Here is a 13,960-nt window from a genome sequence, read left to right as displayed (position 1 = left end):
TGGAAGAAGGGACACATCGTCATATTCGATGTGTCCCTTCGCCAACAGAGGCAGTCAAAGTAATACTAAAATTTGGTTGGGTCCGAGCCTGCTCATCACTCTATAACCCTCTCCTTTTGTCGCCACGGTTGCAATGCCTTCCTCGTTTGGCCGACAGTATCCGTTTGGCTGGCAAGTGCCATCATCACGTGTCTTCAATTTGCCCAACAAGCCAACGCTAACCCACTCAGGCCTATCACGTCTTGGAACGTAGGTTTTGCTTGAATCAAAGTCCGGACTCAACATCCGATCGCCTTTGTCATCCAGCAACAATCTTCCCCACTCATCTTGCAAGAAGGCACCATGCCAGCGCAGCTCGTTTGCATCGCCAAGAATTAACGGGTTAGCGCTCACGATGCCGATAACTTCATCATCCGGTCCAGTTGCTTTGCGGATATAGCTTCCTTCAAGTGTTACAAAATAACCGGGCTCGATAGAAGAGCCATCTACCGTTTCAAACATTTCTGCATAGTCTGCTGCAGCGGGACCTATGACTGTTCCATCTATTAAAACATTCCCGACTGTCCCGTCCAGGATGATGGAGTTGAAGGATGGGCCAATGTTGGCGCCGTTGGCGATATGGAATGAGATTGGTTTGATTGCAGTGCCATTTTGCCCAATGATATAAGCGCCGAAAAGCCCACCGGTGTTCGTATTCAGTCCGCCAGCAAATGAGCCGAAACCATCTGCGGTGGTGGAGGTGCCGATGGCAAACGAGTTGTCTCCAGATGCGATCGTGCCCGCTCCGCCTGCATGGGAAAAACTTCCGCTTGCCGTCGTGAACTGGCCTTGTGCATGCGAGGCATAACCTGTGGCTCGGGTCAGTTCTCCCTCTGCATGGGAATGGCTTCCAGAAGCTTCGGTAGAATTGCCTTCAGCATGCGCATTGATGCCCGAAGCCAAGGTGAAATTCCCCTCGGCATGCGCGGAGACGGAGAGGGCGCGGGTTGCTGTTCCTTCGGCATGCGCCTGATCGGCTTGAGCTACGGTTGCAGAACCTTCGGCATGGGAGTTGATTCCAGATGCTTCTGTATCATTGCCTTCAGCATGCGAATTAGCGGCAATAGCCCGCGTCCCATTGCCTTCCGCATGAGCAGAGATTTGCGAAGCGATCGTCAGGAGCCCTTCCGCATGGGAGGAGTCTCCAAGTGCTTGGGTTTGGTTTCCTTCCGAATGAGAGGTGAGGCCTGCAGCTAGCGTAACATTTCCCTCGGCATGTGATGCAATTCCTGAAGCAATGCTTTGCAAACCTTCCGCATGGGAGGCGGTGCCTGTGGCTTGGGTCTGGTTCCCTTCGGCGTGAGAGGTATCTCCAGAAGCAATTGCAGCGTTTCCTTCTGCATGGGCGGATAGGCCACTTGCAACAGTTCCCGAGCCTTCCGCATGGGACTCGCTGGCTTCAGCAGAGGTTCTCAAGCCTTCTGTGTGTGAGTTATTGCCTGAAGCCGTTGTCTCGCTGCCTTCGGCATGTGCGTTAGCACCGTTGCTAACGGTCATTGTGCCCTCGGCATGGGAAAATTGTCCGTTTGCTTTTGTGAATCCACCTTCGGCGTGACCGCCGTGCCCCCTGGCCACTGTTTCTTCCCCTTCCACATGGGAAGCTTCTGCAGTGGTTTCGGTTAGCGTATTTCGTCCTTCGGCAAACGAACAAGCACCAAGGGCTACGGCATTGCAGCCGACAGTAAGTGGCGGGCCTTGCGGCCCAGGAGGTCCCGGAGGTCCAGGAGGGCCTTGAGCACCTTCGGCTTCATTAATAATAGCGCTAAGGGTTAGTTGAATGTTCTGTACGCTCTGCAGCAGCTCATTTCGTATGCTGTTGTCTACAATTAAAAGCCGAACGACGGTCCTAACGTTGGTAAAGTATATCTGCAGATTTACTGCCGCAGCCGCTGTTCGAAACTGGGCTGCACGCAATTGAGCAAAGAATAGCTCCAGTAGGGCAATTCTCACGGCTTGACGTATTATGCCGCATTGTATGTTTTGAAGCAAGTTATTTAAATTGACGAGATGCCTTTGCAGATCATTCTGAATGTTTTCATCGGAAGCAAGAAGAGCTTGAGGAATCAACTGGTTAATTATAATAAGTTCATGCTGCAATCGAGCGAGTTGCCGTCCAGTAATAGCCAGCCTGCTTCTTCTGCACTTTTTAACAGTCTTTGGACAGCAGGTTTTTGTGGTTGGAGACTTACATTCCGAGCTTTGCTTTCGTTTTTTATTTCTCCTTCCTTGAGCTTTACACCCCATATGGTCACCTCATTAAGGTTGATCATCTATCATATGAGCACTAAACTGTCATGTTTGTACCTTCGCCTACAGCATGGCCTAAGTGCGCCTATACAAGCTCGGCAGTGACCGCTCCTTAGTGGGAGAGAAGAACAACAAGAGTGAATATTGGCATTGTGGTGGCCGCAGAGTCACACCTGCGCTTCGCCTACAATATGATGAATCTAGACATCTAAAGAGGTGAGCCAATGGCAGTTGTAAAAGCCAGAAAACAGGATATTGATATGTTGGCAAGGTTGCTTCGGGCTGAGGCGGAGACGGAAGGCGAACAGGGCATGCTACTCGTTGGAAATGTTGGCATCAATCGAATAAGAGCGAATTGCTCCGATTTTAAAAATATCCGAACAATTCCCCAAATGATCAACCAGCCGCATGCGTTCGAAGCGTTGCAGCATGGCATGTACTATCAAAGCGCAAGGGATAGGGAGCGCCGGCTGGCACAACGTGCTGTCAATGGGGAACGGATGTGGCCAGGCAAGTTCTCCCTATGGTATTTCCGTCCAGGAACGTTCGACAATCCCGGACCATGTCCGCCAACTTGGTATAATCAGCCGTTCGTAGGACGATGGAAGAAGCATTGCTTCTATGAACCGACCGCGAAAGAATGTGAAAATGTATATAATACGCTTTGATTTAAAAACGAGACCAACGCAGCCGGCCATTCGATCGGTTTAAACATTTATATTTATCAGAAAGTAAATGAATAGTGAATACAAAAATGAAGCCTTCAGTATGCATTGGATGCTTCATTTCTTTTTTATTATATTTATTACAATTTTCACTCACCTAGTATTGGAAACATGATAGGAGAGGCATTGATTTTCTTCATTTCCAGTTATTTCAGTGTACATCATTTAGCTCACTCGTTTATTATGTATATTCATCCACACTTTTGTGCAAACGATTGCACAAAAAATGTCCATTACAACCGGAGGTATCGCTTTGGCACTCAGACTTCGCACAAGATTGTTGGTAAGTTTTTTCTCTATTATCGTGTTATTTCTCATTACCGTCACCATTACGACGACGATGAACAAGCGTATCACTGCGCTCACGGACGACATCTTCGAATCGCAGCAACGGATGGAAGTCGTGCAGCGGCTGAACTTGTTTGCACGGATGACCAACGATGATGGCGCTCACTATTTACTGGCCCCAAACCATTTGATGGGCAATTACAAAAGTCGCTACGAGGAAACCGTCAAGTTCCTTGATCAAGAGCTGGCTAAGCTGAAGAGCATGACGGCCGATCCGGATAGCCTGAAACAGGTGGAGGCATTCAGTGCCTTATGGTCCGATAATGTCGCCTATAAGACGAAAATTATGGAGCGCAAGGCCGCGGGAGAAATTATTCCCTCTCAAGAGCAGTATACCAAGGATTCGTTCGATCCTATTGCATTCGCACTGCTCTCCTTTATGAAGGATGAACAAGCCAAAATTGAAGCCTACAAAGCTGAAATTAGCAATAAGAACAGGCAAGTAGAGCTGGTAAACTACTCACTAGTAGGCATCGCAATTTTGTTGTCTCTCGCTATCGCATTTCTGCTCTCCAATTATATGGCAAGTCGCACCCGTAGACTGATTCAGTCCGCAGGGGCTGTCGCGCAAGGGAATCTCCAAGCAGAGCCTCTCATGTTTAATGGCAAGGACGAGCTGGCCGAGCTGGCCTTAGCGTTTAATTCAATGACGCAGTCGCTCCGTTCGGTCATCGGCAGTGCCGATTCTGTGTCGCTTCAAGTCGCCGCTTCTTCGGCGCAACTGCAGGCGAGCGCTGAACAAACTAGCGAGGCTACCGATTATATCGTATCCATCACGCAGGCCATTACCGACGGTACGCAACTTCAGGCGGAGCAAGTCGGAGAGAACTTGAACACAATCACGAACTTGTCCGAGAAGGTCAAGGAGATCGCGATTAATGGGAAAGCCGTTCTGCAAACTGTTACCCATACCTCGAACACGGCGATGCAGGGCAAGCATGATTTGATAAGCGCCATTCGCCAAGTACGTATCATTGAAAGCAGCACCGACAAGTTATCCGGCGTAATCGAAGAGCTCAAACAACATGCGTTGCAAATTGGCCAAGCTAGCCAGTTAATTATGAACATCGCGAATCAGACCGATTTGCTGGCACTGAATGCGGCGATCGAAGCGGCAAGAGCTGGGGAACAAGGCCGAGGGTTCTCGGTCGTCGCGCAGGAGGTTCGCAAATTGGCGGAGCAATCGCGGTTATCTGCGGACCAAATTCATCATTTAATCGCGGGCATTCAACGGGAAACAGGCATCGCCGCCACTGAGATGGCCAAAGGCTCACTTGAGGTGTGCAAAGGCATTCAGTTAATCGAGGTTGCTGGCGAATCGTTCGAAGGTATACTCGATCTTATTCAGCGGGTAGAACAGGACGTACAAGAAGTTACCGCATCGACATCTAATATTCTAGCCGATACCGAAACGGTCGTAGACGGCATCACCGTCATCGCGCAGATCGCAAACGAGAATACATCCGGTACGCAAAGCGTAGCGGCTTCTACCGAGCAGCAGCTTGCTTCGATGGAGGAGATCGCTGCTTCATCCAATGCGCTCGCTGATCTGGCGGACGAGCTCAAGACGCTTATCGGTAAATTTCGATTATAATTCTTAATGCTAAGGGTGAATAACTTGTTCAAACAGATATTATCCATGTTTATGGTCATTTCTCTAGCCGTCACGACCGCCTGTACGAATGCAGATAGTGACCAACCCGTGACTTTAAACTTCGTGAGCACCTATGACGGCAAGGAAGCAGAGCTCATCAAATCGCGTGTAAAAGCTTTCGAGCAAGAAAATCCAGGTATCAAGGTCAACTTCGTGGAAGTTGGTTTCGGATCGGCTTCTAACTATGTGAAGACCGCCATGTTGGGCGATCAAACGCTCGATGGATTTCGTTCTGATAATTCCTGGGTTCCTGAATTCGTCGAACTGGGACTGCTGTATCCGATCGACAGCCTGATTGGCCCAGAAGATTCGGCGGACTTTAATCCCACTACGTTGGAGTCCGTCACAATCCACGGTAAGCTATACGGCTTACCGACGGTAATGGAAGCGCCCGCTCTCCTGTTCAACAAGCGTCTGCTTCAGGAAAAAGGGTATTCCGCGCCTCCAAAGACGATGGACGAGTTGATGGCCGTTGCTAAGAAATTGACGGGGAGCGGTAGATACGGCCTGTATGTGTCCGACGATTCTTACTTCGCCCTCCCATATGTATGGGCTTTTGGAGGCGACACGCTGACCGATGACCGCAAGATTCATATTGCCTCTGCGGAGTCAATCAAGGGGCTAGCTTTCATGCAGCAGCTTCGTGATAGCGGCGTAACGCAGCCATATCCGGATTTCTCGGACGGCTATAACCGGATGATGAACGATTTCAAGGCTGGGAAATCAGCCATGATCGTGAATGGCACTTGGGCGGTAAGCGATCTGCTGACCGGAAGCGAGTTTCAGGATGCCGGCAATCTCGGCATAGCAGCAGTCCCTGCCGGACCAGGCGGACAAGGCTCCCCTGCCGGTGGCCACAGTCTTGTCGTATCCAAGTATAGCAAGCACCCTGAAGAAACCTACAAGCTTATTCATTATTTGACCAGTGCAGAGATGCAAACGACCCAAACGAAGGAACTCAAGACATTGCCCAGCCGGCTAAGTGTCTATAAGGATTCCAGTCTCGCTTCTGATGCAATTGTTCAGAGCTTCAAGGAAGTTCTTGCTTCGGCAAAACCGCGTCCGCGCATTCCCGAAGGCGCACAAATGTTCAGCGATTTTTCGGCTAATCTCGGGCAGATGCTGCTTGATCAGCTAACGCCTAAAGAAACAGCGAACAATATTGATGCCGCGTGGCGAATTTTACTTAAGCAGGACAGATGACGACAACATCCATTTAGGCAAAAGCGCTGCCCCGGAGACTGATAAGCTCGCTGGCTAGCATATCAAAAGCCTTAATGGTATGGTCCGATCAAGGTCCAATTGTAGACATTGAATAATAAAACCTTCGCAACAAGCTGGTCCCGTTATTATACCGGGACCAGCTTGTTGCGATTTAGATACATATTTCTTGCTTATTTGGCTCGAAAGGGCCATCCGCAATCAGTACAATTGGAGAGGATTGACAATTGATAGATACGTGCATACAATATGAATGAATGAATCATTCATATTTGAGGTGAAACATGGCGGACGATAGACTTCAGAGCATTTTTTTTCATGCGGGCAGGCTTTTCAATACGAAACGGTATGCGAATACGAAGGTTTCAGAAATTGCGGCAGCGGCCGGAGTGGCCACTGGCACGGTCTACAATCTTTTTGCAAGTAAAAAGGCAATCTTGACCTTTGTCATACGCGCGTCACTGGAGAAAGACTATCTCGACTCCGATATTGCGCTGCCTGTTGGAGAGGCAGACTTGAACCATCTGAATGATCTTCTCTTGAAGCTCCATGAAAGGATCTTTAACGATGTTTTACACATCGTGGATACGAATGGAGTGATTATTAAGCACTTCAAACAGATGATATCGGATATTTTCGATATGAGTGCCGACATCCTTCTTGCAACTGGGAACATAGAAACGAATTCGAGTATTCTCCGTGAATTAGCAGACGCCTTTTTGCCAACGAAAGATCAGTTCTTCCAAGTGCTAGAGCAAAACTTAAAGATTTATTTGGAAGCCGGAGAGATTCGGGAATTGGATTATCCACGCGTCCATGTGCAAAGCATCATCGATATTTTGACATGGTGGGCAATGAATGCCAACATCGCAATGCCTGATATTTCGGTACCTCGCGATGCAGCACGTCAAATCGCCGTTGATCTCGTGGTGAGGTCTTACTTAATGGATAGCAAGTGAATAACGATAATAATCCCGGCACGCTTATGGCGTGCTTTATAAAATGAATAATAATGAATGAATTGTTCATTCATAATGCCTATTGAACGAGAAAGTGAATTTTTATGAAATAGGGGAGATGGTTACATGAAGCTAGGCACTGTGCCAGCTGCACATGATTCGGCACCAAGCACCATAAAAGTCGTGCTGCGTTATTTGTCAGTTAATGCAAAGCATGCTTCGGCGTTGTCTTTCACAATATTGTTCTCGTTATTATCGTCAGCCATATTAAGCATCATGACGCAGTGCTTTCATGCCATTATTGATGATTATGGCGCTACGGGCATGATCTTCAACAAACAGGCGATTCTGCTCTTGATAGCGCTTGCGGTATTAATTCCTTCGCAATATTTGCAGCAATTAATCGGGCTTAAATATAGCGAGTTATGCGACCGGACAATACGCGACATGACGTTTGCAATCGTGTCGCGCATTGACAAACAAATTTTAGATACGAAGCAGGCAGGGGACATCCTATCTTGCGCCAACAGTGATTTAGGCCAGATTAACGGAGCATTGCAAAATTATTTCTCGGTGCGGCTGCCGCAACAAATCATCGGCTTTGTGGCGCTAATCGTATCCCTCCTTATAAGTTGGCAATTAACGCTATTCTCGCTAGCCCTCGTACCAGCGATTGCGTTGCTGCAAGTGAGAATCTCAGCTCCGTTAACCCGATTCGTACAGCAGTGGCAGCAAGCAGCCGGCGAATCGCTGTCCATTGCCAGTAACTTGACGGGCGGCTACGAGACTGCAAAGGCCTATAATTGGGACCAACGCTTGCGCCACCGCTATGAGGCGGCTGTGGATCGGGCGGCCGATAGCGGCATTAATGCCAACCGTGCAACCGTATTGCTTACCCCGTTAGGGCAAATCATGCTTTTCCTTCCACAAATCATCATATGCGGATTTGGCGTTTATTTAGCAAGCGTCCATCAAATTACGCCCGGCGGCGTCATGTCGGTCATTATATTGAGCGTCTTCATTGGAAACCCGATCGGGGATTTCCCATCCGTCCTATCCGCTCTCAAAACAGCCCGCGGCTGCGCCGCCCGCGTTTTTGAGCTATGGGATCTGTTGCCTGAAACGGCGGGCGGGACTGCAAGCGAGCCGGAAGGAGACGCCATCCTATTCAATAACGTTATGTTCTCCTACATGAGCAAACCGCCTGTTATAAACGGGTTATCATTCTCTATCAAGCGTGGCGAGCATATTGCAATCGTGGGCGCAAGCGGGTCTGGCAAGTCTACTGCAATCAAGCTGCTCATGGCGTTATACCGCAAGAGTGGAGGCGAAATCGCCTTATTTGGCCATGCCATAGAGGAATGGTCGACAGAGGCGCTTCGCGAACACATCTCTTATGTAGGGCAAGAAACGTTCTTGTTTGCCGGAAGCATATGGGACAATGTGGCTATGGGAAATCGATGTGCAACGAACGAGCAAATTGAAGCTGCGATTGATGCCGCACATCTTGGCGGCATCGACACGAAGCGTGAAATAGGAGAACGCGGCCTTCGTTTATCTGGGGGACAACGGCAACGGGTTGCGATTGCCCGCGCGATGGTGAAGGACGCTCCGCTTCTCTTGCTTGATGAACCTACCTCTGCACTTGATACGCAGAGCGAAGCGATGGTAGCCGAAGCGATTAGGCGACTCATGCAGGGGCGTACCACGATCGTTATTGCGCACCGATTATCTGCTCTTCGAAATCTCGATCGCGTTTATTGCATGCAAGACGGCCAAATTACGGAAAGCGGTACACATGAGCAATTGATGGCTTTGCAGGGGGCCTATTATCAACTCTATAAAACGCAGGAGGCCGAAGCATGAAATTAGCGATTGACGGCATCACGCACACGTTCCGCATGATGGTGTGGACCTGGCGATTTATTCAACAGTGGCGAACGCGTTATGTTTTATGCTCTGCACTCGGCATCCTGCAGCACGCATGGATGTCAATCACCACCGCGTATTTAATTGGACAGACGACAGCACATGCAGCAACGGGCGACTTTGCTTCAATGCTAGATACAATCAGTATGGTTGCCGTCGTTATATTCGTCGGCATTATCGTCATTACGGCCGTTAATTACCAAGTTTCACGTATTCATGTTCTAGGGCTTGCACAGTTACGCAAGACGATGTTCGCAAAGTTAACCGCGATGCCTGCAGCTGAAGCGGATCGGCAGCTATCTGGCGATTTATCCACTCGCATGAGCATGGATGCGGAACGCACGTCTGCTTTTTTCAGCTCCATGATGACTGGAAATGGAAGCCTGTTCGCAATCCCTCTTAGCATATTGATCGCAACGGTCATTTGTATCGTAAAACAACCAGCTATTGGCATGATGAACCTCCTATTTCTATTCATTAGCATTTATGCGAATTTGGCATGCATTCGCAGAGAATTCACATGGCATTCGAAAAAGATGGGTATCATGTCGGCCCTGACGCAGCGAATGATCGACGTGATCGCAGGCAGCACTGTCGTGCGTATGTTCGGGCTTGCTTCGTATTTGCGCGAACAATACGAGACGGATTCTAGGACCGCTTATTCCTACGCGATGCGAGGGGCTAACTATAATGCAATGCGCTCATCATTGAGTTCTGCCATGCAATGGAGTGCGATCGTAATCACGCTCATCGTGGGCAGTGTGTATGTTCATATGGGCAAGGCTGATTTAGGAACCGTGATTTTTATCGTACTTATGCAGTCGCAAATCAATAATGACGTATTGTTAGTGACCAACTCGTACCATCAGTTGCAATACGCAACGATTGCAGCGGAACGTGTCAAGGAACTTCTTGACCAACCCGATGAGCGCATGCGAGAAGCAATGGCTGCCCCGGACGTTCTCGCGGAGCTCGCGATCGATATGCGATGTGTTTCAGTTTCATACGATACCGATTTGCCCATCATTAACAATATGTCCTTGCAAGTCAGAAACGGCGAGAAGCTGGCGATTGTCGGAGGGAGCGGGGGAGGAAAGACGACGTTAATTCGCTATTTAATGGAGCTAACGGAAGCGGGCCAAGGTGAAATGTTATTATTCGGGAAGCCTCGTGAGCGGTTCTCACAGGAAGCGGTACGAGCGCTTATTGCGTATGTGCCTCAAAACTGTTATCTATTTGACGGTACGATTCGAGAAAATATCGCCTGGGGCCATACCCATGCAACGGATGAAAGGATCTGGCATGCCGTTCGCGAAGCAGATTTGGATAAATGGGTCCACCAGTTACCCGATGGTTTGGATACGCGAATCGGCGAGCAAGGCACACAGTTATCTGGCGGGCAGCGCCAACGTATCGCTATTGCGCGCGCTATGGTAAAGGATGCGCCGGTATTGCTTCTCGATGAAGCAACATCAGCGCTGGATGGCGAATCGGAGGAATTCGTTCAACAAGCGTTAGAACGGCTAATGGAGGGACGTACCGCGATCGTGATTGCGCATCGTCTATCCACGATTCGTAACGCTGACCGCATTATTGTCATGGAGAACGGGCAAGCGGTGGAAGAAGGAACCCATGAGCAGTTGCTAGAGCGTTCCGAGAGATATGCGCAGCTCTACCGGATGCAATATGCGTGAATTCGTCGCGGGATTGGTTTTATCTCTTCTTTGCCGGAATGACAGGGACTCAGCGACCAAAGTAATGATGTACTAAGATACTATGGGCAGAAGAAGCTAGGGGCAAATAGCAACTCTATTTATCAGGCCTGCAAGCTGGTACAATATACCTTGTTGGCTACTATATAGAAGCATATGCTAGAGGGGAACTGTCGGATCATGAAACATTTAGTAAAATTAGGGGCTGTGGCAGTCTTAATTGTTATGGCTATTGGGTGTCAAAACGCGAAGGAGAATAATAGCGGCCTTAATAAATCGACTGCCGCAGAACAATCGATCTCACCAGAAAATAAGGCAACTAGTGCCGGAATTTCGGCGGAAGCTGTTGGTGAGCAGGAAAAGCAAGAACAGAAAGACGTACAACCGGATCCATTACTAAATGCGATCCATAAAGACTCGTTTGAGTTGAACGGGGACAACTACGAAATTGGTTACTGGAATGACGGTGAGTTTGACTTTACCCGATTTGTCATTCTGAAGAATGGCATCGTTGCTTTCGATAGCCGTGAGGAGCAGATTGCATTCGAGGGCGGTTACTTTAATGAAGAGGGTTTGAAGGGGGCTCAAGTGATCAAGCAACATGGCCGTCCCGCATTCTTTTTCGACCTGGCTGACAATCGGCCGGAATCCTCATGCCTGGTTATTGAAGAAATGGATGGCCATATGGAAGTGACCGTACATGATAATGTAATGGTTATGGCCGACGAAGAATCGAATAAGGGCGAAGCAAATCTGAATCTGACCGTTTTTCCATTCTACGGACAGATGCCGCTGGGGCCTTCATTGGTAACGATTTATACATGGGAGTCGGATCACTATGAGCCGAATCTAGATTTGACGCGCCGTTACTGGGAAGAAGAACTGGCGCGGAGCGAACAAGCTTTTCTTAGCGCACCTGACGAAATGAAACTGGATACACTGTTATCGGCTTATCTGGCGTTGGGCCGTCAGGACGAGGCTAAACAATGGTTAGCCTCATATGAGAAGGACGCCGAGAAAAGTGCAGAGAATGCTTATTTGGCGGACTACGAACGTTACCTGAGCGATGCAGCACAAGGGGAGAGCATCTATGCAGATTGGATGGAAAAAGTGCAGCCGCTTGCTAGATAGGGCAGGGCATTAGAATAAAGAATAGGAAGAAGCCGCATACTTGCGGCTTTTTTGTTTCGTTTATGCGAATGGGACACAAGAACCAAGCACTAGTGAACTCGAGATTGACAATACAGCTACTCTGTGATACTTTATAGCGGTAGTCAGTAATACTGCATACCAGTCATACAGAATAGCAAGGAGTGAATGTGCTGGAAAATTTAACGGAAATGCTCAAAGGTTCACTTGAGGGCTGTGTCCTTGAAATTATAAGCCGCAAAGAAACCTACGGATACGAAATTACGCGGCAGCTGAAGGAACTCGGCTTCACAGATGTTGTGGAAGGAACGGTGTACACGATCCTGGTCCGGCTTGAAAAAAACAAGCTAGTGGAAACTGCCAAGAAGCCCTCCGATATGGGACCGCCTCGAAAGTTTTTCGCAATCAACGATGCTGGGCGTGAAGAGCTACGGATGTTCTGGATGAAATGGGAATTCATTTCATCCAAAATTAATGAGTTAAAGGAGAGAAATTCATGAACTTTTGGGAAAAGATTAGTGGCAGCGACCTGACGAAAGCAATGAAATCTTATGAATTGCGCGCCAACAAGCTGCCTGCAGAATATCAAGCGGCATGGGGAGAAATTAATGCCAATCTTTGGTCGCATTCCGATTTTACCGGCCGCAACCTCATCCCGATTCTTGACCGTGTGCTTGGCCTGCTCGAAGAAACGGCGGCGGACGGACAGCACGTTCATGAGGTTTTGGGAAACGATATCAAAGGCTTCTGTTTAGCACTGGCTGGCGTAGAAGGAGCGAAAAATTATCGCGATAAGTGGCGTGAGCAACTCAACAATAATATCGCTAATAAATTAAGCAAAAAAGGAGGGTTGAAATGAGCATTCAGGATATGATCAACGGCAAAAAGGAGTGGCGGGCGCATGTGGCGCGTGTCAAAGCACTCCCCCAAGATTATCAGATTGTGTATAAAGAGATTCAAAAATATTTCTTTAAGGTTGGCCCTGTTGAGTTAACCGAGGGGACGGGTTTGCTCTCCGGGATTATCGATCTGTTTGAAGAAGGTGCGGCATCGGGGAAAGGCGTATTAGAAGTGACAGGCAGTGACGTAGCAGCCTTCTGCGACGGTCTTATTAAAGACTAAGTAAAGTAAAAAGGGGCAAATGAAGATGATTAGAGTTGCTTATCTAGGTCCAAAAGGAACATTTTCAGAAGAAGCTGCGCATCAATATTTTTCTAGTGATACAACTTGGTTTATGTACGAATCCATATTGGATGTTTTAGAAGCCGTCTATAATGGTGAAGTCGATAAATGTATTGTCCCGATTGAAAATTCAATTGCCGGTAACATTCATATGACGGTTGATGGTTTATTGATGTACAACCTTCGTATTGAGGCCGATCTTATTTTTAAAGTATCCCTTCACCTGATCGGAAACCAAGATAGTGAAATTCACACAATCAATAAAGTTTATTCGATAAGCCCAGCAATAAATCAATGTAGGGATTTTATTAAGAAACATCAATATAAATGTGAATATACAGATAGCACTGCAAAGGCAGCTCAATTCGTCAAAGCTTCCAATATGAATCACATTGCCGCGATTGCATCCAAATCCGTTGCAGATGAACATGGCCTTAAAATACTCAAAAGTGAGATACAAGACAATGCAATGAATCATACTCGCTTCATAAGCGTGGGTAAAGATGCAGCAGAAGTGAAAGAGCAAGAGAAAACGATGATATTGATTAACCCAAACAATGAATACCCTGGAGTGCTTTCCTCCATTTTGAACGTATTCTCTGCACTCGGGATTAACCTCACGTGGATCGAATCACGGCCGACTGGAAAGAAGTTGGGGACTTATCGTTTTCTTATTGAATCTGAGGCAGGACAAAATGACCCGCGAATGGAGAAAGCTATTAAAATTTTAGAAACGTTTGAACATGAGGTGCAAATTGTAGGCAGTTATTCGACTACTATCCTTTAGGGAGCATA

General features: G+C 48.0%; 12 protein-coding genes. 11 read left to right on the top strand and 1 reads right to left on the bottom strand.

All coding sequences use genetic code 11. The features are described 5' to 3' along the window. Positions 1-54: 54 nt before the first annotated feature. Positions 55-1,953, bottom strand: coding sequence for a peptidase G2 autoproteolytic cleavage domain-containing protein (locus GON22_RS20650; RefSeq protein ID WP_237179275.1), 1,899 nt, complete (start codon positions 1,951-1,953; stop codon positions 55-57). Between the two features lie 557 nt (positions 1,954-2,510). Here GON22_RS20650 and GON22_RS20645 point away from each other — a divergent pair. The 11 genes from GON22_RS20645 to pheA all read left to right on the top strand — a co-directional run bounded on the left by GON22_RS20645 (position 2,511) and on the right by pheA (position 13,952). Then, positions 2,511-2,954: a cell wall hydrolase gene (locus GON22_RS20645; protein ID WP_160398009.1), complete on the top strand. Its 444-nt coding sequence runs from the start codon at positions 2,511-2,513 to the stop codon at positions 2,952-2,954. 310 nt (positions 2,955-3,264) lie between these two features. Continuing rightward, positions 3,265-4,953: a methyl-accepting chemotaxis protein gene (locus GON22_RS20640; protein WP_160398008.1), complete on the top strand. Its 1,689-nt coding sequence runs from the start codon at positions 3,265-3,267 to the stop codon at positions 4,951-4,953. Between the two features lie 24 nt (positions 4,954-4,977). Continuing rightward, a complete protein-coding gene (locus tag GON22_RS20635) occupies positions 4,978-6,216 on the top strand; it encodes an extracellular solute-binding protein (RefSeq protein ID WP_160398007.1) in 1,239 nt (412 codons plus the stop codon). 302 nt (positions 6,217-6,518) lie between these two features. Continuing rightward, complete coding sequence (locus GON22_RS20630) at positions 6,519-7,193, top strand: TetR family transcriptional regulator (protein WP_160398006.1); 675 nt, start codon at positions 6,519-6,521, stop codon at positions 7,191-7,193. 126 nt (positions 7,194-7,319) lie between these two features. Beyond that, positions 7,320-9,059 (top strand): ABC transporter ATP-binding protein, encoded by a 1,740-nt coding sequence (locus GON22_RS20625; protein ID WP_160398005.1) that lies wholly within the window; start codon positions 7,320-7,322, stop codon positions 9,057-9,059. Continuing rightward, positions 9,056-10,816 (top strand): ABC transporter ATP-binding protein, encoded by a 1,761-nt coding sequence (locus GON22_RS20620; RefSeq protein ID WP_160398004.1) that lies wholly within the window; start codon positions 9,056-9,058, stop codon positions 10,814-10,816. The genes GON22_RS20625 and GON22_RS20620 overlap by 4 nt, the downstream gene beginning before the upstream one ends. A 198-nt stretch (positions 10,817-11,014) precedes the next feature. Further along, a complete protein-coding gene (locus GON22_RS20615) occupies positions 11,015-11,965 on the top strand; it encodes a hypothetical protein (RefSeq protein WP_160398003.1) in 951 nt (316 codons plus the stop codon). 191 nt (positions 11,966-12,156) lie between these two features. Continuing rightward, positions 12,157-12,483, top strand: coding sequence for a PadR family transcriptional regulator (locus GON22_RS20610; protein WP_202113380.1), 327 nt, complete (start codon positions 12,157-12,159; stop codon positions 12,481-12,483). Continuing rightward, positions 12,480-12,842: a DUF1048 domain-containing protein gene (locus GON22_RS20605; protein WP_160398001.1), complete on the top strand. Its 363-nt coding sequence runs from the start codon at positions 12,480-12,482 to the stop codon at positions 12,840-12,842. The genes GON22_RS20610 and GON22_RS20605 overlap by 4 nt, the downstream gene beginning before the upstream one ends. Next, the gene (locus GON22_RS20600; RefSeq protein WP_160398000.1) at positions 12,839-13,105 is read left to right on the top strand and encodes a DUF1048 domain-containing protein; all 267 of its coding nucleotides are present in this window, start codon (positions 12,839-12,841) and stop codon (positions 13,103-13,105) included. The genes GON22_RS20605 and GON22_RS20600 overlap by 4 nt, the downstream gene beginning before the upstream one ends. Positions 13,106-13,130: 25 nt before the next feature. After that, positions 13,131-13,952, top strand: a complete 822-nt coding sequence (gene pheA / locus GON22_RS20595; protein ID WP_160397999.1) for a prephenate dehydratase — start codon at positions 13,131-13,133, stop codon at positions 13,950-13,952. Positions 13,953-13,960: the final 8 nt, after the last annotated feature.

It is taken from the genome of Paenibacillus sp. MMS18-CY102 (assembly GCF_009789195.1).
Lineage (GTDB): Bacteria > Bacillota > Bacilli > Paenibacillales > Paenibacillaceae > Paenibacillus_T.
Note: the sequence above shows the minus strand (reverse complement) of the source record. Positions and strands in the feature narration are given on the sequence as shown.

What these genes read in the sequence shown, in the direction of transcription:
- GON22_RS20605 (WP_160398001.1), top strand. Translation starts at nt 12,480, where the DNA reads ATGAACTTTTGGGAAAAGATTAGTGGCAGCGACCTGACGAAAGCAATG.
- GON22_RS20645 (WP_160398009.1), top strand. Translation starts at nt 2,511, where the DNA reads ATGGCAGTTGTAAAAGCCAGAAAACAGGATATTGATATGTTGGCAAGG.
- GON22_RS20630 (WP_160398006.1), top strand. Translation starts at nt 6,519, where the DNA reads ATGGCGGACGATAGACTTCAGAGCATTTTTTTTCATGCGGGCAGGCTT.
- GON22_RS20620 (WP_160398004.1), top strand. Translation starts at nt 9,056, where the DNA reads ATGAAATTAGCGATTGACGGCATCACGCACACGTTCCGCATGATGGTG.
- GON22_RS20615 (WP_160398003.1), top strand. Translation starts at nt 11,015, where the DNA reads ATGAAACATTTAGTAAAATTAGGGGCTGTGGCAGTCTTAATTGTTATG.
- GON22_RS20600 (WP_160398000.1), top strand. Translation starts at nt 12,839, where the DNA reads ATGAGCATTCAGGATATGATCAACGGCAAAAAGGAGTGGCGGGCGCAT.
- GON22_RS20625 (WP_160398005.1), top strand. Translation starts at nt 7,320, where the DNA reads ATGAAGCTAGGCACTGTGCCAGCTGCACATGATTCGGCACCAAGCACC.
- pheA (WP_160397999.1), top strand. Translation starts at nt 13,131, where the DNA reads ATGATTAGAGTTGCTTATCTAGGTCCAAAAGGAACATTTTCAGAAGAA.